Source organism: Mesorhizobium oxytropidicola (assembly GCF_056174625.1).
This window is the reverse complement of record NZ_CM149692.1, coordinates 4,992,993-5,011,769: the sequence shown is the minus strand read 5'-3', so window position 1 is coordinate 5,011,769 and position 18,777 is coordinate 4,992,993. Positions and strand designations below refer to the sequence as shown.

At 63.3% G+C, this 18,777-nt stretch carries 21 protein-coding genes and 1 pseudogene; 10 read left to right on the top strand and 12 right to left on the bottom strand.

The window, feature by feature from the left end; all coding sequences use genetic code 11:
- Nucleotides 1-53: 53 nt before the first annotated feature.
- Nucleotides 54-1,070 carry an ABC transporter permease gene (locus tag AC0V8S_RS25065; protein WP_475434060.1) on the bottom strand — a complete coding sequence of 339 codons (1,017 nt, stop codon included), beginning with the start codon at nucleotides 1,068-1,070 and terminating at the stop codon, nucleotides 54-56.
- Nucleotides 1,067-2,596 (bottom strand): sugar ABC transporter ATP-binding protein, encoded by a 1,530-nt coding sequence (locus AC0V8S_RS25060; protein ID WP_475434058.1) that lies wholly within the window; start codon nucleotides 2,594-2,596, stop codon nucleotides 1,067-1,069. Before AC0V8S_RS25060 ends, AC0V8S_RS25065 begins: the two co-directional genes overlap by 4 nt.
- Nucleotides 2,597-2,878: 282 nt before the next feature.
- On the opposite strand from AC0V8S_RS25060, the gene AC0V8S_RS25055 reads away from it, so the two are divergent.
- Nucleotides 2,879-3,637 carry a rhomboid family intramembrane serine protease gene (locus AC0V8S_RS25055; RefSeq protein WP_183458797.1) on the top strand — a complete coding sequence of 253 codons (759 nt, stop codon included), beginning with the start codon at nucleotides 2,879-2,881 and terminating at the stop codon, nucleotides 3,635-3,637.
- An 87-nt stretch (nucleotides 3,638-3,724) separates the two neighbouring features.
- A complete protein-coding gene (locus AC0V8S_RS25050; RefSeq protein ID WP_183458799.1) occupies nucleotides 3,725-4,156 on the top strand; it encodes a CBS domain-containing protein in 432 nt (143 codons plus the stop codon).
- A gap of 47 nt (nucleotides 4,157-4,203) precedes the next feature.
- Here AC0V8S_RS25050 and AC0V8S_RS25045 read toward each other — a convergent pair whose 3' ends face one another.
- Nucleotides 4,204-4,461: a YjhX family toxin gene (locus AC0V8S_RS25045; protein WP_183458801.1), complete on the bottom strand. Its 258-nt coding sequence runs from the start codon at nucleotides 4,459-4,461 to the stop codon at nucleotides 4,204-4,206.
- A 279-nt stretch (nucleotides 4,462-4,740) separates the two neighbouring features.
- Here AC0V8S_RS25045 and gatB point away from each other — a divergent pair, with 279 nt between their 5' ends.
- The 4 genes from gatB (at nucleotide 4,741) to AC0V8S_RS25025 (ending at nucleotide 8,298) form a co-directional block, all read left to right on the top strand.
- A complete protein-coding gene (gatB, locus tag AC0V8S_RS25040) occupies nucleotides 4,741-6,246 on the top strand; it encodes an Asp-tRNA(Asn)/Glu-tRNA(Gln) amidotransferase subunit GatB (RefSeq protein ID WP_475434055.1) in 1,506 nt (501 codons plus the stop codon).
- Complete coding sequence (locus tag AC0V8S_RS25035) at nucleotides 6,243-6,938, top strand: hypothetical protein (protein WP_475434053.1); 696 nt, start codon at nucleotides 6,243-6,245, stop codon at nucleotides 6,936-6,938. Before gatB ends, AC0V8S_RS25035 begins: the two co-directional genes overlap by 4 nt.
- Nucleotides 6,939-6,953: 15 nt before the next feature.
- Nucleotides 6,954-7,445, top strand: coding sequence for an N-acetyltransferase family protein (locus AC0V8S_RS25030; RefSeq protein ID WP_475434051.1), 492 nt, complete (start codon nucleotides 6,954-6,956; stop codon nucleotides 7,443-7,445).
- Between the two features lie 154 nt (nucleotides 7,446-7,599).
- On the top strand, nucleotides 7,600-8,298 hold the full coding sequence (locus tag AC0V8S_RS25025) for an AIM24 family protein (RefSeq protein ID WP_475434049.1): 699 nt from the start codon (nucleotides 7,600-7,602) through the stop codon (nucleotides 8,296-8,298).
- A 65-nt stretch (nucleotides 8,299-8,363) separates the two neighbouring features.
- On the opposite strand, the gene panC is transcribed toward AC0V8S_RS25025, so the two are convergent.
- Nucleotides 8,364-9,215, bottom strand: coding sequence for a pantoate--beta-alanine ligase (gene panC, locus AC0V8S_RS25020; protein WP_475434047.1), 852 nt, complete (start codon nucleotides 9,213-9,215; stop codon nucleotides 8,364-8,366).
- Complete coding sequence (gene panB / locus AC0V8S_RS25015; protein ID WP_475434045.1) at nucleotides 9,212-10,090, bottom strand: 3-methyl-2-oxobutanoate hydroxymethyltransferase; 879 nt, start codon at nucleotides 10,088-10,090, stop codon at nucleotides 9,212-9,214. Before panB ends, panC begins: the two co-directional genes overlap by 4 nt.
- Nucleotides 10,091-10,320: 230 nt before the next feature.
- Here panB and AC0V8S_RS25010 point away from each other — a divergent pair, with 230 nt between their 5' ends.
- The 3 genes from AC0V8S_RS25010 to AC0V8S_RS25000 all read left to right on the top strand — a co-directional run bounded on the left by AC0V8S_RS25010 (nucleotide 10,321) and on the right by AC0V8S_RS25000 (nucleotide 11,942).
- Complete coding sequence (locus tag AC0V8S_RS25010) at nucleotides 10,321-10,719, top strand: NADH:ubiquinone oxidoreductase subunit NDUFA12 (protein WP_027045618.1); 399 nt, start codon at nucleotides 10,321-10,323, stop codon at nucleotides 10,717-10,719.
- 159 nt (nucleotides 10,720-10,878) lie between these two features.
- Nucleotides 10,879-11,481 carry a DUF2155 domain-containing protein gene (locus AC0V8S_RS25005; RefSeq protein ID WP_475434043.1) on the top strand — a complete coding sequence of 201 codons (603 nt, stop codon included), beginning with the start codon at nucleotides 10,879-10,881 and terminating at the stop codon, nucleotides 11,479-11,481.
- A 74-nt stretch (nucleotides 11,482-11,555) separates the two neighbouring features.
- Complete coding sequence (locus AC0V8S_RS25000; RefSeq protein WP_183458813.1) at nucleotides 11,556-11,942, top strand: hypothetical protein; 387 nt, start codon at nucleotides 11,556-11,558, stop codon at nucleotides 11,940-11,942.
- 26 nt (nucleotides 11,943-11,968) lie between these two features.
- Here the strand turns inward: AC0V8S_RS25000 and AC0V8S_RS24995 are convergent, their stop codons facing one another.
- The 7 genes and pseudogenes from AC0V8S_RS24995 to AC0V8S_RS24965 all read right to left on the bottom strand — a co-directional run bounded on the left by AC0V8S_RS24995 (nucleotide 11,969) and on the right by AC0V8S_RS24965 (nucleotide 17,477).
- Complete coding sequence (locus AC0V8S_RS24995; protein ID WP_183458815.1) at nucleotides 11,969-12,151, bottom strand: RNA polymerase sigma factor region1.1 domain-containing protein; 183 nt, start codon at nucleotides 12,149-12,151, stop codon at nucleotides 11,969-11,971.
- Nucleotides 12,152-12,164: 13 nt separating this feature from the next.
- Nucleotides 12,165-12,782: a leucyl/phenylalanyl-tRNA--protein transferase gene (gene aat, locus AC0V8S_RS24990; RefSeq protein ID WP_475434041.1), complete on the bottom strand. Its 618-nt coding sequence runs from the start codon at nucleotides 12,780-12,782 to the stop codon at nucleotides 12,165-12,167.
- A 12-nt stretch (nucleotides 12,783-12,794) separates the two neighbouring features.
- Nucleotides 12,795-14,138 (bottom strand): acetyl-CoA carboxylase biotin carboxylase subunit, encoded by a 1,344-nt coding sequence (accC, locus tag AC0V8S_RS24985; RefSeq protein WP_183458819.1) that lies wholly within the window; start codon nucleotides 14,136-14,138, stop codon nucleotides 12,795-12,797.
- A 10-nt stretch (nucleotides 14,139-14,148) separates the two neighbouring features.
- Nucleotides 14,149-14,610, bottom strand: coding sequence for an acetyl-CoA carboxylase biotin carboxyl carrier protein (accB, locus tag AC0V8S_RS24980; protein WP_475434039.1), 462 nt, complete (start codon nucleotides 14,608-14,610; stop codon nucleotides 14,149-14,151).
- 26 nt (nucleotides 14,611-14,636) lie between these two features.
- Complete coding sequence (aroQ, locus tag AC0V8S_RS24975; protein ID WP_019857903.1) at nucleotides 14,637-15,071, bottom strand: type II 3-dehydroquinate dehydratase; 435 nt, start codon at nucleotides 15,069-15,071, stop codon at nucleotides 14,637-14,639.
- A 145-nt stretch (nucleotides 15,072-15,216) separates the two neighbouring features.
- Nucleotides 15,217-16,020 carry a DsbA family protein gene (locus AC0V8S_RS24970; protein WP_475434037.1) on the bottom strand — a complete coding sequence of 268 codons (804 nt, stop codon included), beginning with the start codon at nucleotides 16,018-16,020 and terminating at the stop codon, nucleotides 15,217-15,219.
- Nucleotides 16,021-16,084: 64 nt separating this feature from the next.
- A pseudogene (locus tag AC0V8S_RS24965) lies at nucleotides 16,085-17,477 on the bottom strand (M48 family metalloprotease).
- Between the two features lie 147 nt (nucleotides 17,478-17,624).
- Between AC0V8S_RS24965 and AC0V8S_RS24960 the strand changes: the two are divergent.
- On the top strand, nucleotides 17,625-18,773 hold the full coding sequence (locus tag AC0V8S_RS24960) for a pyridoxal phosphate-dependent aminotransferase (RefSeq protein WP_475434035.1): 1,149 nt from the start codon (nucleotides 17,625-17,627) through the stop codon (nucleotides 18,771-18,773).
- Nucleotides 18,774-18,777 lie beyond the last annotated feature (4 nt).

Genomic DNA, 18,777 nt, shown 5'->3' with positions numbered 1-18,777 from the left:
CTCCTCTCCCTCGCGAGCAAGCGAGGGAGAGGAGATATCGATTGGAGGTCGGGTTACCGCTTTTTTCCCAGGCCGAAGGTCAGTGCCAGCGCACCAACCAGCACGACGCCCTTGACGAAGTCCTGTGTGTAGTAGGGGGCGTTCAGCATGGTGAGGCCGTTGAGCAGCACGCCGACGAAGATCGCGCCGACCACCGTGCCGATCACATGCGGGCGACGCTTGTCGAGCACGGCATAGCCGATCAACGAGGCCGCTACGGCATCGAGCAGCAGCGAATTGCCCGCCGAAACGTCGCCGCGGCCGACGCGCGAGGCCACGATCAGCCCGCCCAGCGAAGCCAGCGTGCCTGACAGTATGTAGGCCCAGAGCCGGTATCTCTTGGTCGGCGCGCCGGCAAGATGCGCGGCCGTTTCGTTCCCGCCGATGGCATAGAAGACGCGGCCCCAGCGCGTGCGCTCCATCAGGAACCAGGCCAGTACGGCGACGATAGCCATGACGACGACCGACAGGGGGATCGTGTCGAAGAGCCGGGACCGGCCGAGGATCAGGAACGCCGGATCGTAGGCGCCGGGAACCGTCGAGCCGTCGGGAAGCACCATGCCGGCGGTGATCGAGCGGCCGCCCGTCGGGATCAGTTGCAGGCCGGCGAGCAGGAACATGGTCGCCAGCGTGGCGAGAAGATCGGGCACGCCGACGCGGACGATCAGCAGCCCGTTGACGAGGCCGATGAAGGCACCCATCAGCAAGACCAGCACCATGGTCTGGGCCGCGTCCAGCTGCCACACGACCATGGCATAACTCGCCGCCATCACCGACGAAGCGGCGATGCTGCCGACCGACAGATCGAAGCCGTCGGCCGCCATGGTGATCGACACCCCGACGCCGAGGATCGCCACCACCGAAACCGCCTGCAGGATCGAGAACAAATTGGCCGAGCGGATGAAGGCAGGCTGCGCGTACCAGAACCCGACCACCATCAGTGCCAGCAGCACGAAGAGGGCGTAGCGGCGCGTTTCGCGGAAAAGCGATGTGCGCGTGGGGGACGGATGTGTCGTCGTCGAATAGGTCATTGGTGGTCTCCGGCCTTGTCGCTCTCGACCTTGCCGATCTGGTCGGTCAGTGAGCCATGGCCGTCTCCGGCCTCATGAAGTGTGTGGTTGCGCATGACGAGGATGCGATCTGCAACCTCCAGTGCCTCCTCGGTGTCGCTGGTCGCGATCAGCGTGGCGGAACCGCTTTGGCTGTTGCGGATGGCGGCGATCAGATCGGCGCGTGCGCCGACGTCGACGCCCTGGAACGGCTCGTCGAGCAGCAGCAGCCGGCAAGGTGCGGCTTGCCATCGCGCGAGTACGACCTTTTGCTGGTTGCCGCCGGAAAGCTCGTCGAGCGTGTCGTCGGGTCCACGCGCCTTGATGCCGAGCCGCGAGATCGCTTCGGACGCGACCTTGCGCTCGCGGGCTGTGCGCAGCAGGCCGCTCGGAAACCAGCGCCTCAGATGCGGCAGGGCGATCGTGCCGGCAATCGAGGCGCCGGGAACTTCAGGCGGCAGCAAGGACGATTGCCAGCGGTCCTCGGCGACCATGAAGACACCGCTTTCGATCGACTGCGCCGGCCCGCTCGAGAGCCACGGCTTGCCATCGAGCACAAAGCCGCCTTGCGCCAGCGTTTCCAGCCCGAAAAGCGCGCGCAGCAGCCGGCTCTTGCCCGAGCCGAGCGTGCCGGTGATGGCGACGACCTCGCCGGAGCGGAGGTCGAGATCGAAAGGCTGCGCGCCGGCAACCAGCCGCGCGCCCTTGATGGAGGCGACGATCGGGGCGGTCGACGCCTTGCCGTCATACGTGGCGGCTTCCAGTGTCCGGCCGATCATGGCCGCGACCGCGGCCGGGAAATCGATCGGCCTGGCAAAGGCACCGACGATGCGGCCGCCGCGCATGACGACGGCACGGTCGGCGATTGCCGCAAGGTCGCCAAGCCGGTGCGAGATATAGAGGATTGCCATGCCGTTGGCGCGCAGCCGGCGGATGATGGCGAACAGCCGCTCGGCTTCCGTGGTCGACAGGCTCGATGTCGGCTCGTCGAGGATGAGCACCGAGGCCTTGGCCGCGACGGCGCGGGCGATGGCGATCAATTGCCGTTCCGCCGGGCGCAGGTCGATGAAGTCGCGATCGAGCGGCAGATCGATGTCGATCAGCGCAGCGACCGCGCGCGCCCGCCGGCGGATCGATGCCGCCGAGACGAGGAAACGCCCGCTGCGGCCGCAAAGCTCGTCAAGCAACAGGTTTTCGGCAACCGTCAATCCGGCTGCACCCGCCTGGTCGGTCGCCTGATGCACCGTCGCGATGCCGGCAGCCTTGGCGGCGCTGGGGGAGGCGAAGCTGACAATGTTGCCGCCCAGCGTGATCGTGCCAGCGTCGGGCGTGTACGACCCCGAAAGGATCTTCACCAAGGTCGACTTGCCGGCGCCGTTGGCGCCCATCAGCGCCACGACCTCGCCGGGCGCGACGGCAAGATCGGCGCCGGCGAGCGCGCGCGTCGGCCCGAAGGATTTCTCGATGCCGTTGACGGAGACGGCGATGGCTGAGGGTGCTGGGGACAAGATGCGTGAGCTTCGGGTTATGGCATTGCGCTTGGGGCGGCGAGTTTTGGCCGTCGTTCTCACCCGTTATGGCGCCGCATTCTAGGGAGGGGCCTTGTCGCATCCGAGAACGCTGGTTGCGAGTTTTTCAGCTCCCGGAGCATTTCCGGTTCGTTTCCTTTTCGGTTCGTAGCAAAGGAGGGCGACATTGCGCGGACATCGGCTGTTTCGAGAAACAGAATTGTTCCAAGTCGGGCATCCTTGCTCTAAAGCTCGCGCATCGAATCCCTGGACCAGACGCGTATGAGTGAACCGGTAGGCCCTTCGGAAGCCGAACCCACCGAACCGACCCCGGAGCCCCGGCGTGAGCCGGTCTTCAACCTGCCGCCTGTGGTGCTGGCGGTGATTGGCATTTGCGCGGCCGTCTATCTGCTGCAGCAATATGTGCTGAACGACGAGCAGCAGATGACGCTGCTCTATGATGGGGCCTTTATCCCTGTCCTTTACACCGGACAATACGGCTTCGACTGGTTCCTGTTCACGCGGCCCTTCACCTATGCCTTCATGCATGGCGGTTTTGCCCATATCGCCATCAACATGGTCTGGCTCGCCGCCTTTGGCTCGCCGCTGGCCAATCGCCTTGGCGGGCTCAGGTTCGCGCTGTTCTTCGCTGCCACCGGACTGGCTTCCGTGGCGCTGTTCTGGGCCATGCATCCGTACGGAGAGGCACCATTGGTCGGCGCCTCGGGCGCAATTTCCGGCATGATGGGCGCTGCCGCGCGGTTCGGTTTCCGCACCGACCGCTCGGCCGGCAAGGCAGCCTTCGCCGGCCCGGTGCTGCCGATCGCCATTGTCTTGCGTTTGCGTGGCGTCGTGATCTTCCTCGCCGTGTGGATGATCATCAACCTCGCCACTGGCCTTCTCGGCTTTGCGCCTGGAACAGACGGTCAGATCGCCTGGGAGGCCCATATTGGCGGCTTCGTTGCCGGCTTCTTTGGCCTGCGCTGGTTCGATCGGCGATGGCAGCCGCCTGAGTGGGAAACCACCGACCGCCGCACTTGAAATGCAGCCGATCACGGCGCACGATGTTCACTCTTACGTGAAAGCCGGTCAGGCAGGAACCGGCAGGCAAAAGCAGAGGAGGACGCCATGACGGTTAAGGCAATTCTCGAGAAAAAAGGCCACGACGTGTTGACGCTCGGGCCGAATGAAAAACTTAGCGTGGCCATCCGCATGCTCGCCGACCACAAGATCGGTGCGTTGGTCATCACCAATGGCGATCGCAAGATCGTCGGCATTCTTTCGGAGCGCGATATCGTGCGCGTCGTCGCCAAGGAGGGTGCCGCCGCACTTGATATTGCTGTGCGTTCGGCGATGACGCCGAAGGTGAAGATCTGCAATGAGAACCACACCGTCAACGAGGTGATGGAGATCATGACCAGGGGCCGCTTCCGCCATCTGCCGGTGGAAAAGGACGGCCTGCTCGATGGCATCGTGTCCATCGGTGACGTGGTCAAGCGCCGCATCGAGGATGTCGAGCGCGAGGCGGATGAGATCAGGGCCTATATCGCCACCGCCTGAGCGGTGAACGGAACCGCCGGCCGGATACCCGGCCGGCGGAACCATTTCTATCTGTTGTCGAGTTCGGAACGGACGAGTTCGAGCCCGCGCCTTGTGATGCGGTAGGGACCACCGCCCGACGACGAAACCGCCTTCTTGCGCTTCAGCTTTCGAAACAGGTCGAGATCGACGCCCGGATAATGCCAGCCGTCACGGGTCAGGCATTTGGCGGAGGCGATCCGTTTCTTCTGGTTCTTTTTGATTTCGATGCGTCCGCCCTGCGCCAAAAGGTGCAGGACGCGCTGCTCAGTGCGCGAAATATCCATGGGAGAGTTCCGGGAAAACAAAAAATCCGCCGCCGCGAAGCCTCGCGGCACGGGGTTTCAGGTTTTGTCGCCCTGCCTCGCTACGAGGTCAGGGCCTTAACGGGACTGAGCGTAAGTGGACATCCACTCTCCATTGGGATGAGCGGCCTATAGGCGAAAGCGGCTGAAAAGGCCAGCCCGTGGCTTTGCGCTTGTCTCTTCTGGCGGTTTGCACTAGCGAAGGCCAACACCCAAATTCGCGAAAATCGCAATTTTCGCGAGCTAGAAGCGCAGGCTACCATGACCCTCATCGATACCCGCACACCCGACGCAAAACGCCTGATCTCTGGCGCCACCGGCGACTGGGAAATCATCATCGGTCTCGAAGTGCACGCGCAGGTCATCTCGGAAGCAAAATTGTTTTCCGGCGCCTCGACCGCTTTCGGTGCGGCCCCCAATGCCAATGTCAGCCTGGTCGATGCGGCAATGCCGGGCATGCTGCCGGTCATCAACGAGGAATGCGTCAAGCAGGCGATCCGCACCGGTCTCGGGCTGAAGGCGCAGATCAACCACAAGTCGGTTTTCGACCGGAAGAACTATTTTTATCCCGATCTGCCGCAGGGCTACCAGATTTCGCAGTTCAAGCAGCCGATCGTCGGCGAGGGCACGGTGATCGTCTCGGTCGGGCCTGACCGGCAGGGCGAGTTCGAGGACATCGAGGTCGGCATCGAGCGGCTGCATCTGGAACAGGACGCCGGCAAGTCGATGCACGACCAGCATCCGACCATGTCCTATGTCGACCTCAACCGCTCCGGCGTGGCGCTGATGGAGATCGTCTCCAAGCCGGATCTGCGTTCCGGCGATGAGGCCAAGGCCTATGTCACCAAGCTGCGCACCATCATGCGCTATCTCGGCACCTGCGACGGCAACATGGATGAAGGCTCGCTGCGCGCCGACGTCAACGTCTCGGTACGCCGGCCCGGTGGCGAGTTCGGCACGCGCTGCGAGATCAAGAACATGAACTCGATCCGCTTCATCGGCCAGGCCATCGACTATGAGGCGCGCCGCCAGATCGCCATCCTGGAGGACGGCGGCAAGATCGACCAGGAGACGCGGCTGTACGATGCCGTCAAGGGCGAGACGCGCTCCATGCGCTCGAAGGAAGAAGCGCACGATTACCGCTATTTCCCCGATCCCGATCTTCTGCCGCTGGAATTCGACCAGGCCTATGTCGATGCTTTGGCAAAAGGGCTGCCGGAACTGCCCGACGACAAGAAGGCGCGGCTGATCTCCTCGCTGGGTCTGTCGACCTACGACGCTTCGATCCTCGTGTCGGAAAAGTCGATCGCCGACTATTTCGAAAAGGTGGCCTCCGGCCGCGACGGCAAGCTCGCCGCCAACTGGGTCATCAACGATCTGCTCGGACAGTTGAACAAGGCCGGCAAGGATATTGAAAACGCTCCGGTTTCGCCCGATCAGCTCGGCGCGATTGTCGACCTGATCAAGGATGGCACCATCTCCGGCAAGATCGCCAAGGACCTGTTCGAGATCGTCTGGAACGAAGGCGGTGATCCGCGTCAGCTCGTCGAGAGCCGCGGCATGAAGCAGGTCACCGATACCGGCGCCATCGAGAAGGCGGTCGACGAGGTGATCGCGGCCAATCCCGACAAGGTCGAACAGGCGCGCGCCAAGCCGACCATGGCTGGCTGGTTCGTCGGCCAGGTGATGAAGGCGACCGGGGGCAAGGCCAATCCGCAGGCGGTCAACGACCTCGTCAAGGCCAAGCTCGGCATATCGGATCAATGAGCACAGACGCAAAGCCGGGCAACCCGGCAAGCGTCTCGTCGGCCCTGTTGATTACCGGCGCCGTGCTGCTTTTTGTCGGCACGTCGCTGCACCCGATGCATGAAGATCCGAACGATGCGCTTGCCGCCTTCGGTGAATATGCCGCCGACCATATCTGGCTCTACAGCCATATGGCGCAGCTTGCCGGCGTCTTCGCGATGGTTGCGGGGCTGCTGCTGATCCTTGGCCGGCTGACCGACGGTCCGGCCCGTGGCTCGACCCTTTTGACGATCGTGTTTGGCGCAGCATCGCTGGCGGCCGCCGCTGCCTTGCAGGCGGTCGACGGCATTGCGCTGAAGGCGGTGGTCAACGCCTGGGCCATGGCCGATGCGGCGACAAAGCCGTCGCTGTTCAGCGCCGCCTTCGCCGTGCGCCAGGTCGAGGTCGGCTTTGCCGCGGTCAGCGCTATGCTGCTCGGCCTGACGGTTTTTCTCGCCACTGTTGCCCTGCATCAAGCCAGGCGCTGTCCGCTGTGGTTGTCGCTGCTTGGCGGTGCCGGTGCCGTGGGCGTCCTGTTCGGCGGCTTGGCCACCGCGGCAACCGGTTTCTCCGGCCTCGCCATGGCGGCCAACATGCCGGGCAGCATGGTGCTTCTGGTCTGGGTGGTGCTGCTTGCGGCAATCGATTTCAGACGCGATCGCGTCGCGGCATAGGCGGGAGAGAAAGCGATGTTCGTCCGCACCGCAGGTGAACGCGACCTTGATGCAATTCGGGCAGTGCTGGTCGAAACCTGGCATGCGACGTATGACGCCATATACGGCGCCGCCAAGGTCACCGAGATCACCGACGAATGGCATTCGATCGCCTCGCTGAAGGCGCGGCTGATCAAGCCGAACAGCGACTTCCTTGTTGCTGATGACGGCAAGCGCATTGGCGGCGTGGCTTTTGCCGAAAGCATCGACGGCGGCAAGCTGGTTGTCCTGAAACAGCTCTACGTGCTTCCAAGCCTGCAGGGGCGAGGCATCGGCGGCATGCTGCTCGACGAGATCATCGAAAGTTTTCCCGAGGCCGACGCCATCCGTCTGGAAGTGGAGGTGCGGAACACACGCGCCATCGCCTTCTACGAAGCAAACGGCTTCGTGCGATCCGGCGATGCCGGCGAACACGCGGGTGCCTCCGGCGAGCCGACGTTGGTCTATCGCCGGCCTCTTGCCGGCTGATCCCTTCGGCGCACCGGTCTGGATCACCTTCGCGCGAGCGGTGCGGCAAGGGCCCGTTTTCGTTTGACGGCCCGGGGGGCACGCACCAAGCTGTGGTAGCTGACCGTGCGGAAGCCGGAATGGGCTGGCGCGCAAGGCGGCGAGGGGGGGAACCATGCCAAGCTTGCCGGAATTGATGCCGACCCAGGTGTCGGATGAAACCTTTGGTGGCGTCACCTATCACATAGCGGGCGAACTGGTGCCCGTGCTTTCGGTCGATGTGACGCGAATGCCTGTCTATTTCGAGCATCACATCCTGTTGTGGAAGAACTCCACCATCACCATCGGCCTGAAGTCGCTGAAAGGCGCGCTGAAGCGCATGATGGCCGGCATGCAGATCTTCGTCACCGAGGCGTCGGGAGCGGGCATCATCGCCTTCAGCCGTGATGGGCCCGGCCACATCGTGCCGATCCACCTCAGGCGCGGTGAGGAGATCCAGGTGCGCGAACACCAGTTCCTCGCCGCCACCGGCAATGTCGACTACACATTCGAACGTGTACGCGGCCTGGCGACGATGCTGTTTGGCCAGAGCGGCTTCTTCATCGACCGTTTTCGCGGCGATAGCGGCGACGGCATCGTCTGGCTGCACGGCTACGGCAATGTCTTCGAGAAAACGCTTGCCGCCGGCGAGACCATCGACATCGAGCCGGGCGGCTGGCTGTTCAAGGACACCTCCGTCAGGATGGAAACAAAGATCGACCGCCTGTCGAGCGGCTTCTTCGGCGCCAACATGAATTTCATCGTCAACCGCTTCACCGGCCCGGGTCGCGTCGGCATCCAGTCGATGTATCTGCATATGCCGACAGAGGAGTAAGCGCGTGCCGGAAATCTCGGATGGGTGACGCGCCAGGGGACAAAGCGTGGCGTAGGCCAATCCGCTCAGGCGACGGGAACCTCCACATTGTCGATCAGCCGCGTCTTGCCAAGCCAGGCCGCGGCAAGCAGGCGCCCGGCGCGGTCGCGGCGCCACGTCGCCAGTGTCAGGCTTTCGCGAGCCTCGACATAGTCGACTTTATGGAAGCCGGCGGCGATCAGGGCGCGGCTGGCTTCACCGGCCGCTTCATCTTGATGTGCGCCGGCCGCCAATGCCGCTGCCGCCTTGTGCAGGATCGCGTTGAGCTGGCGGGCGACAGCAAGTTCGGCCTCGCTGAGATAGGCGTTGCGTGACGACATGGCGAGGCCATGCGTGTCGCGTATGGTCGGGGCGCCGATGATCTCGACGGGCAGGTCGAGGTCGCGGCAGAGCTGCCTGACGACGCAAAGCTGCTGGTAATCCTTCTCGCCAAAGACCGCATAGTCGGGCGTTGCCTGTAGAAAGAGCTTGGCCACCACGGTGGCGACGCCCTCGAAGAAGGTCGGGCGGAAGTCCGATTCGAGCCCGGCGGATGGGCCGCCGACCGCGATCCTGGTGGCAAAGCCGGTGGGATACATCGCGCCGACCGTCGGCGTGAAGGCAAGATCGGCCTTGACCGTTGCCAGCATGTCCAGATCGCGGGCGAGCTGGCGCGGATATTTGTCGAGATCCTCGCTCGGCGCGAACTGCGTCGGGTTGACGAAGATCGACACAACGCAGCGCTCGGCTTTTTCCCTGGCGATCCTGATCAGCGAGAGATGCCCTTCATGCAGCGCGCCCATGGTTGGGACCATGGCGACGCGCAGGCCATCGCGCCGCCACTCCTGAATCCGCGCGCGAAGTGCGGCAACGCTATCGACGACCTCGGGACGGCTCATGATTCATCCCCGCCATTTGCGTTCGAAATGGCATTCGAACTGGAAAAGGCCTTTGAGCCCGAAAAAACATGGGTTGGGCCAGGAAAAGTCCGGTCTCGCACCTCCGCTGCGTAGCGCTCGGCGGCGTGCGCGATGACGCTGCGCAGATCGGCGTATTCCTTGACGAATTTCGGCACGCGGTCGACGGTCAGCCCGACCATGTCGTCGATGACCAGGATTTGGCCATCGCAGTCGCCGCTGGCGCCGATCCCGATGGTCGGAATGGCAATGCGGCGTGTGATGTCGGCGGCGACCGCCTCGATGGTGCCTTCGATGACCACGGAGAACGCGCCCGCTTTTTCGACGGCGAGCGCGTCGGCCATCAGCGCCGCAACATTCTCGTCCGTGCGGCCCTTGATCTTGTAGCCGCCATCCTTCTCCACCGATTGCGGCAGCAGACCGATATGGCCCATGACCGGAATGCCGGCGGCCACTATTGCCGCGATCTGACGGGCCATGTCGACGCCACCTTCGAGCTTCACCGCCTGGCAGCCGGTCTCGTCGACGATGCGCCGCGCCGAGGCCACCGCCTGCGCCGCGGAATCCTCGTAGCTGCCGGCCGGCATGTCGACGACTACACAGGCCCTGGCCGAGCCGCGCATCACGGCTTGCCCATGCGCGATCATCATCTCCAGCGAGGCGCCCAGCGTCGTCGCATGGCCATGCAGGACCATGGCGACGCTGTCGCCGACCAGGAGCAGGTCGACATGGGGATCGAGCAAGCGAGCGACGGGATAGGTGTAGGCCGTCAGGCAGACCAAGGGGATGCCGCCCTTGCGGCGGCGAATCAGCTCGGCGCCGATGCGAATGTCGGTGGTCGGCAATTCCGTGGCCAATCGTCACCTCCCTTGGCCCATGGCCGGATTGGATATCCGCATGGGCGCGCTGAGCTTTAGAAAGAGCGCAAAGGCTTGGCAAGCGCGCATCCTGCCGCCTCTTGGGATCACAGGCTTGTGTCGGCTCCCCGGCGCGCCATTTGCGCACCCCCCGCGGCAAAACCCTTGCCTTCCCGAAGGCCTGACGCCATAAGCAGGAAACAGGCGCCGCCTGCGCAAAGGGTTCCGAGATGAAGACTTTCCTGACGCAGTTTTTCACCTGGTGGAACAGCCAGACGCTGGGAACACGCCTGCACACCTGGCGGTACGGCAAGAGGGTCGGCCAGGACGAGGTCGGCAATGTCTATTACGAAGGCGGTATCGATTCGGAAGGCCGCACGCGCCGCTGGGTCATCTACCGCAACTATTCCGAAGCTTCGGCCATTCCGCCTGGCTGGCACGGTTGGATGCATCACCGTGTCGACGTCGCGCCGCCGAGCGAAGACTACAAGCCGCGCGAATGGCAGAAGTCGCATCAGCCCAATCTGACCGGCACGCCGGCGGCCTATCGGCCGAAGGGCTCGGTGCTGACCAATCAGCATCGCCCGCAGGTCACCGGTGACTATGACGCCTGGACGCCCGGGTCGTAACGGTCCCTGGATGTAACGGCGCCCCGACTTGTCACAGCACGAAGTGCAGGCCGGTCCTTTATCGCCACAATTGGTGTTTAGCTGCTTGCTGATCAGAAAACGGCGACTAGCCTTGGCGATCGACGGAATCACCCGGGCGCGAACCACCGGTACCCCTATATGAGCTTTTTCAACCTGATATCGACGGGCGGTCTGACGCTAGCCGCCAGCCTCGCCGTCAGCACTGCGGCCTTTGCGGCTTCGCCCACACCGGCTGCACCCGCCGCGCCCGCCCCGGCGGCGCCCACGGGATCGGATCGAATCACCAACCCGGTTGCCGAGTTCGCCGGCATCGACAAGATCACCGGCCGCATCATCACCTTCGACGTCTATATCGACGAGACGGTGCAGTTCGGTGCTTTGCAGGTGACGCCGCGCGTCTGCTATTCGCGGCCGCAGACCGAGGAGCCGAGGACCGATTCCTTCGTCGAGGTCGACGAGATCACGCTCGACCGCAAGATCCGCCGTATCTTCACCGGCTGGATGTTCGCCGAAAGCCCCGGGCTCAACGCCGTCGAGCATGCCGTCTATGACGTCTGGCTAAAGGAATGCAAGCAGAAGTCGGATGTGCCGGCGCCCGATGCCACCAAGGCTGACGCCACCAAGGCCGACGCTTCGAAGCCGGCCGCGACCAAACCAGCCGCCGCCAAGCCGAAGCCTTCGGCCAGCCCGGATGTCGAACAGTCCGCCCCCGTGGAACCGGACGCCACCGACGGCAACTGATCCCCGGAACCGTCACGTCCATCATGCGTTGGAATGCTGACGACCGCGCATCGATGCGCCCGGAGGATATTTCGATGTCAGACAGCAAGCGGATCACGGCGAGCAAGAAAGAGTTGCTCGAACTCGAAAAAGGGTTCTGGACAGGCGACGAGGCCTACTACGCGGCCAATGCCGACACGGAATGCCTGGTGGCCTTTCCGCAAATGGCAAAGGCGATGGACAATGCCGACCTGGCCAAGACCGCGACCAAGCCCAACCGCTGGCGCGACCTCGATATCGAGCTCAAGGGAATTATTGAACCCGGCAGCGACATCGTCATGCTGACCTACGAGGCGCATGCGACGCGGGAGAATGGCGACCCCTACGCGGCGCTGGTCAGCACCGGCTACGTGCACCGCGTCAACGGCTGGAAGATGATGTTCCATTCGCAGACGCCGCTGGAGGCTGCAGCGAAGAGCTGATCATCTGGGTGGTCCGGCGTATTCGTTCACTCGGTGATACGTATCCCATGCTCGGAGAGAGCAGCCATTATGTCTTCGATCTCGGTCGAACTGAATTCCCGCTTGGGAAGCAGTTGGTCGAGTTGACCCATTGTGACGTCTCTGCCCTTTGCGATCAGCGCTAGAACAACTGGCGGCATATTCGCTCGAAGGTGGTTTTCGCCCGACATCGAAGCTCTCCGGTCACGGAAAAAAGATCGCCTCACCCTTCAACGCATCCGCCAGCATCTTCTCATACTTGCCGCGCGGGACATCGACCGCGCCAAAGCGCTTGAGGTGCTCGGTGGTGAATTGCGTATCAAGTAGAGCGAAGCCGCGTGCCTTCAAGCGTTCGACGAGATGCACGAGGCAGATCTTCGACGCATCCGTCTCCTTGGAAAACATGCTTTCGCCGAAGAACACCCGTCCGAGCGACACGCCATAGAGGCCGCCGGCCAACTGGTCCTCATGCCAGGCCTCGACCGAGTGGCAGTGGCCCATGCGGTGTAGTTGCACATAGGCCTCGCGGATCGGTGCGTTGATCCAGGTCGAGCGCCGCTCCTCGCGCTTTTCGGCACAGCCGTCGATCGTCGCCTCGAAATCAAAGTCGAAACGGATGTCGAACGGGTTTTTGCGGATCGCCTTCTTCAGGCTTTTGGGCGTGTGGAACCCGTCGAGCGGGATGATGCCGCGCGTCTCCGGCCGCACCCAGAACACTTCCGGGTCGTTGGCGCTTTCGGCCATCGGAAAGACGCCCGAGGCATAGGCCTTGAGCAGGAGGTCGGTGGGGATGCGATAGCCGGGCGCGTAGGGACGGGTCATCGCGGCCCCGGACTACTCTTCCTTGGCCAGATATTTTTCCAGCCAATGGATGTCATAGTCGCCATTGGCGATGTCGGCATTGCCGACCAGATCGCGAAACAGCGGCAAGGTTGTCTTGATGCCATCGACGACGAATTCATCCAGCGCCCGCCGCAGCCGCATCATGCACTCGACGCGGTTGCGCCCATGCACGATCAGCTTGCCGATCAGGCTGTCGTAATAGGGTGGGATCTTGTAGCCGGAATAGACGCCGGAATCGACGCGGATGCCGAGACCGCCCGGCGTATGGAAATGCGTGATGGTGCCGGGCGAGGGGGTGAAGGTGCGCGGATCCTCGGCATTGATGCGGCATTCGATGGCGTGGCCATTGAACTTGATGTCTTCCTGCTTGACCGAAAGACCGCCACCGGAAGCGACGCGGATCTGCTCGTGCACGAGATCGATGCCGGTGATCGCTTCCGTCACCGGATGCTCGACCTGCAGGCGCGTGTTCATCTCGATGAAATAGAACTCGCCATTCTCGTAGAGGAACTCGATCGTGCCGGCGCCGGAATAGCCGAGATCGGCAATGGCCTTGGCGCAGATGCCGCCGATGCGGGACCGCTCCTCGGCGTTGAGCGCCGGCGAGGGCGCCTCTTCCCAGACTTTTTGATGGCGGCGTTGCAGCGAACAGTCGCGCTCACCGAAATGCACGCCGCGGCCGAAGCCGTCGCCGAACACCTGCACTTCGATGTGGCGCGGCTTTTCCAGGTATTTCTCGATGTAGACGGCATCGTCGCCGAAGGCGGCACCGGCTTCCGTGCTCGCTGTCTGTAAGGCAATCTCGAGGTCAGCCTCGGTAAGCGCAACCTTCATGCCGCGCCCGCCGCCGCCGGCCGACGCCTTGATGATCACGGGATAGCCGATCTCGGCGGCAATGCGCCTGGCTTCCTTTTGATCGGTGACGGCGCCGTCCGAACCGGGAACCACCGGAATGCCGAGGCGCTTGGCGGTGCGCTTGGCCTCGATCTTGTCGCCCATGATACGGATATGGTCGCCGGACGGGCCGATGAAGGTGATGTTGTGCGCGGCCAGGATGTCGGCGAACTTGGCGTTCTCCGACAGGAAGCCGTAGCCCGGATGCACGGCGTCGGCGCCGGTGATCTCGCAGGCCGCGACGATCTGATGGATGTTGAGGTAGCTGTCGCGCGATGGCGGCGGGCCAATGCACACGCTTTCGTCGGCGAGCCTGACATGCATGGCGTCAGCGTCGGCGGTCGAATGTACCACCACCGTCTGGATGCCGAGTTCCTTGCAGGCGCGCAGCACCCGAAGCGCGATTTCGCCGCGATTGGCGATGAGGATCTTCTGAAACATCCGGCCCGCTCTACTCGATCACGACGAGCGGCATGCCGTATTCGACCGGCGTCGCATCCTCGAACAGGATCGCCGTCACCGTGCCGGCGCGCGGCGAGGGGATCTGGTTCATCGTCTTCATCGCCTCGATGATCAGCAGCGTCTGGCCTTCCTTGACCTTCTGGCCGACCTCGATGAACGCCTTGGCGTCGGGCGACGGTGCCAGATAGGCGGTGCCGACCATCGGCGAGGTGACCGCGTTCTTCGATACGTCGACCGCTGCCGGGGCGGCCGTGGCCGCGGGCTGGGCGGCTGCCGCCGGCGCATAGTTGGGCGGGGGGGCGGCAATCGCGTGGACGGCAGGTGCCTGCCGCGACACGCGAACCTTCAGATCACCCAGTTCAACCTCGATCTCGGTCAGGTTGGTGTCGTTCAGTATGCCCGCCAGATCGCGGATCAGTTGCTGGTCAACACCGGTCTTCTTTATCGACATTTTCGAGCCTTCTGTTTGTTGGCCGGTCATAGGCGTGCGGCCAGCGCCTGCAGCGCCAGCGTGTAGCCAAGCGGCCCAAAGCCACAGATCATGCCGACGGCGACCGGCGCGACCATGGAGACGTGGCGGAATGATTCCCGCGCATGGATGTTGGAAAGGTGAACTTCGGCGACCGGCAGCGGCGCAACCGAACGGATGGCGTCATGGATCGCGATCGAGGTATGGCTATAGGCGCCTGGATTGATGACGATGCCAGCGGCCTTGTCGCCGGCTTCCTGGATCCAGTCGACAAGGTCGCCCTCATGGTTCGACTGGCGGAAATCGATCTCGAGCCCGAGCGACGCTCCGGCCTGCTTGCAGTCGTCGGCGATCGCGGCAAGCGTCTTGCCGCCATAGATGCCCGGCTCGCGCTTGCCGAGCGCGTTGAGATTGGGACCGTTCAGGACGAAAACCGTTTTCAAAAAAGCCGACCTTTTCCGGCGCCGGTAGCAAACCGGCGCGCTGGGCCTCTATACCGGGCATAGCCGTCCGCGAAAAGAGCGCAAGTGCGTTCTTTCACTGTCCACAACAGGTCGAAATGCGCCCGTGAAGAAAACCCCCGGCTGATCAAAGCGCGGCCTTCGCCGCCTCGATCTTTTGCGCCAGCACTTCCTGCCCGAGAGCGCCGAACACGACCTCGTTGCCGACGACATAGGACGGCGTTCCGGTGATCGACAGCTTGTTGGCAAGATCGTAGGTCTTGGAGAAGGCCTCGGTGATCGACGGATCCTTCATCTTCTCGCGCAGCGTCGCCTCGTCGGCGCCGAGCGAAAGCGCGATCTTGATCGCGGCCGCTTCGGTGGCGCGTCCCTGGCCGCCGAGCAACGCATTGTGGAACTCGCCGTATTTTTCCGGCTTCATCAGGTGGAAGGCCATCGAAACGACGCTGGCCTTTTGCGAATCCGGGCCGAGGATCGGGAATTCCTTGAGCACGAAGCGCAGATCCGGATCGGACTTGGTCAGCGCCCGCATGTCCTCGATGGCGCGTTTGCAGAAGCCGCAATTGTAGTCGTAGAACTCGACGATGGTCACCTTGCCGTTCGGGTTGCCGACGATGCCGTCGAAGCTGGAGTTGAAGATCTGCTCCTTGGCGTTCTTGATGACGCCGAGCGCGGCGATCCGCTGCTCTTCCTTCTGCTTGGCCTCGAGTGCGTCCTGCACTTCGAGCAGCACTTCCGGGTTCTTCAGAAGGTAGTCGCGGATGATTCCCTCGACCTCGGTGCGGTCGATCTTGGTATCGGCCGCTGCGGTCTGGACAGGCTGCGTTGTACCGGCCTTGGCAATCTGCGGGCTGCCGGCGACGAAACCGAAAGCCAGCATGGCGAGGGCCACAGCGATCCCCGTGGTGCCCAGCAGCAGTGCCTTTTTCATCGTTCTCGTTCCTTTTGCCTGTTTCCCGGTCTGGCTGTGTCGCAGCGCGTGAGCGGAAGGTTCACTAGATCTTGGCTGACGATTTGTAGTTTATGATATCCTGGGCGCGTATCCAACGCGGCTCGCCGCGCTTCATCTGCTGTTGCGCGCGCATGGCGAAGATCTTCGCATCCTTGTAGTTACCGGAATAGAAATGACCCTCGGCCGTGGCCAGCTCGGCGCCCGGTATGTCACCCAACTCGCCGTAAGCCTGCGCCAGGTAACGATACCCCTCGGCATTTTCCTTGTCGCGCCCAAGACCACTGTTGATCTGCACGACGGCCTTCTTCAGCGAGTTCGGGCGTACCGACCGCCATCAGCGCCTGGCCCAGCGAGACAGGCAGCAAGCCGGACCGCGCCGGATCGAGGCTGACCGCCTTGGCGTAGGCTTCCGCCGCCTCCTTGGGCTTGTTCGCCTTCATCAAGATGTCGCCGCGCAATTCCTGGAAATAGGGGTTCTTGGGCTGCGCCTTGATCAGGGCATTGGTCTTGGCAAGTGCGCCGGCGATGTCGCCGTAAAGGTAGGTCGACTGGGCATCGCCATAGAGTGCCGCGAGGCTGCCCCGCATCTTTTGCATCAGCCTGCCCGCGGTGGCCTTGCCTTCCATGTAGACGGCGATCTTCGCCCGCATCATGTCATGGCGCTGCTGCAGTGCCGGCGGGTCGAGCTTGTCGACATTAGGGCTCTGCTTCACCAGCACTTCGAGATTGGCGATGCGTTCTTGCGGCATCGGGTGGCTGATCCGGTAGGGATCGATCTGCGCACCCGAGAGGGACAGTGCGGTCTGGAAGCGGCGGAACGTCTTCAGCATGCCCATGCCGGACTGGCCGGTGGCGTTGAGATAGGTGATGGCGGAGCGGTCGGCTGTTATCTCTTCGGTGCGCTGGTAGGCGAGGATGCTGCGCTGTGCCATCTCGCCGCCGCCGGCGGCAACGCCCATGCCGGCGCCGGCAAGGCCGCGGCTGTTGGTGGTGGCGCCAGCAACGATCGCACCTGCGCCAAGCAAGGTGGCGATGATGGCCATCGTCTTGGCGCGCTCGAGCTGGTCACGCAGTTTCTGCTGATGGCCGCCGGCGATATGGCCGGCCTCGTGCGCGATGACGCCGATGATTTCGTTCGGCGTTTCGGCCGTCATCAGCGCGCCGGTGTTGATAAACAGCCGGCGCCCGGTGACGAAAGCGTTGAAGCTGGAATCGTTGACCAGCACGATATCGATGCCGTCATTCGCCAGCCCCGCCGCCTTGAAGATCGGCCGCGCGTAGTCACGCACCAGAGCCTCGATCTCGGCATCGCGTACCACCGGCACGCTTTGGGCGAAGGCGGTGACCGAACTCGCCGCGGCGACGGCGACGCCAAGCGAAAGCGTCGCGAAAACACGCGCGATCTTGGCAATCGTCGATCTGGGTCGGCTCAACATGATGTGTCCACTGGTAGACGAGCGGGCGAAAGATGAAAAGTCGGCACCGGAAAACTTCCTCAACTTGTGATCCTCACATCAATCGGGCATTTGTGCGGCGCATGTATTCGAGGGCATGGCGTGCCCAACCGTCGGGATAGGGATAAAATGGTCGTTTCGCTCTCACGTCGTGGCAATGTCGAGCCATTCCACGCCATGGATGTGCTGGCGGAAGCGAACAGGCTGAGGGCTCAGGGCGTGCCGGTGATCTCCATGGCGGTCGGCCAGCCCTCCGATCCGGCGCCCGCACGGGCTCGCGCCGCCGCGGCCAAGGCTTTGCAGGACGGCCGCATCGGCTACACCGACACGCTGGGGCTGGCCGGTCTGCGCAAGGCGATCGCCGAGCATTACGCGGATCACTATCGTCTTGAAGTCGAGCCTGGCCGGATCGCAGTGACCACCGGATCGTCGGCGGCCTTCAACCTCGCCTTCCTGGCGATGTTCGATCCGGGCGACCGCGTCGCCATCGCAGCACCCGGTTACCCTGCCTATCGCAACATCATGGCGGCGCTCGGCATCGAAGTGGTCGAGATCGAACTTGGCGACGCCGCCTACCTGCATGCCGGTCATCTGGAGGCCGCGCAGCGCGAGAAGCCGCTGAAGGGCGTTCTGTTTGCAAGTCCGGCCAACCCGACCGGCGCGGTCATACCGGCCGACGAACTGTCGGCGTTGGTCAATACAGCGGAGACATTGGGCATCGCCGTCATTTCCGACGAGATCTACCACCGGTTGGCCTATGGCGCCCCTGACACAACGGCACTTGCCTTCGGCAACAGCGTGACGGTGATCAATTCCTTCTCGAAATACTATTGCATGACCGGCTGGCGCATTGGCTGGATGGTGTTGCCAGAAGAGCTGGTGCGGCCGGTCGAGCGCATTGCCCAGAGCCTCTACATCTCGCCGCCGGAACTGTCGCAGATCGCCGCGATCGAGGCCTTTGCCGCGACCGAAGAGCTGGAAGCGGTCAAGGGCCGCTACGCCTGGAATCGCGAGCTCTTAATGAAACGCCTGCCGGAACTCGGCTTTCCGCTGGCAGCACCCATGGACGGCGCCTTCTATGCCTTTTGCGATGTCACAAGGCACACCAATGACAGCATGGCTTTCGCGCGCAAGATGCTGGCCGAGGCGCATGTGGCGGCGACGCCCGGCCGCGACTTCGACACCCAGGCTGGACATCGCACGATGCGGTTCTCCTATGCCGGCAGCCATGACGACATGGTCGAGGCGATGGCGCGCATCGAACGCTGGTTGAGGTAGCACC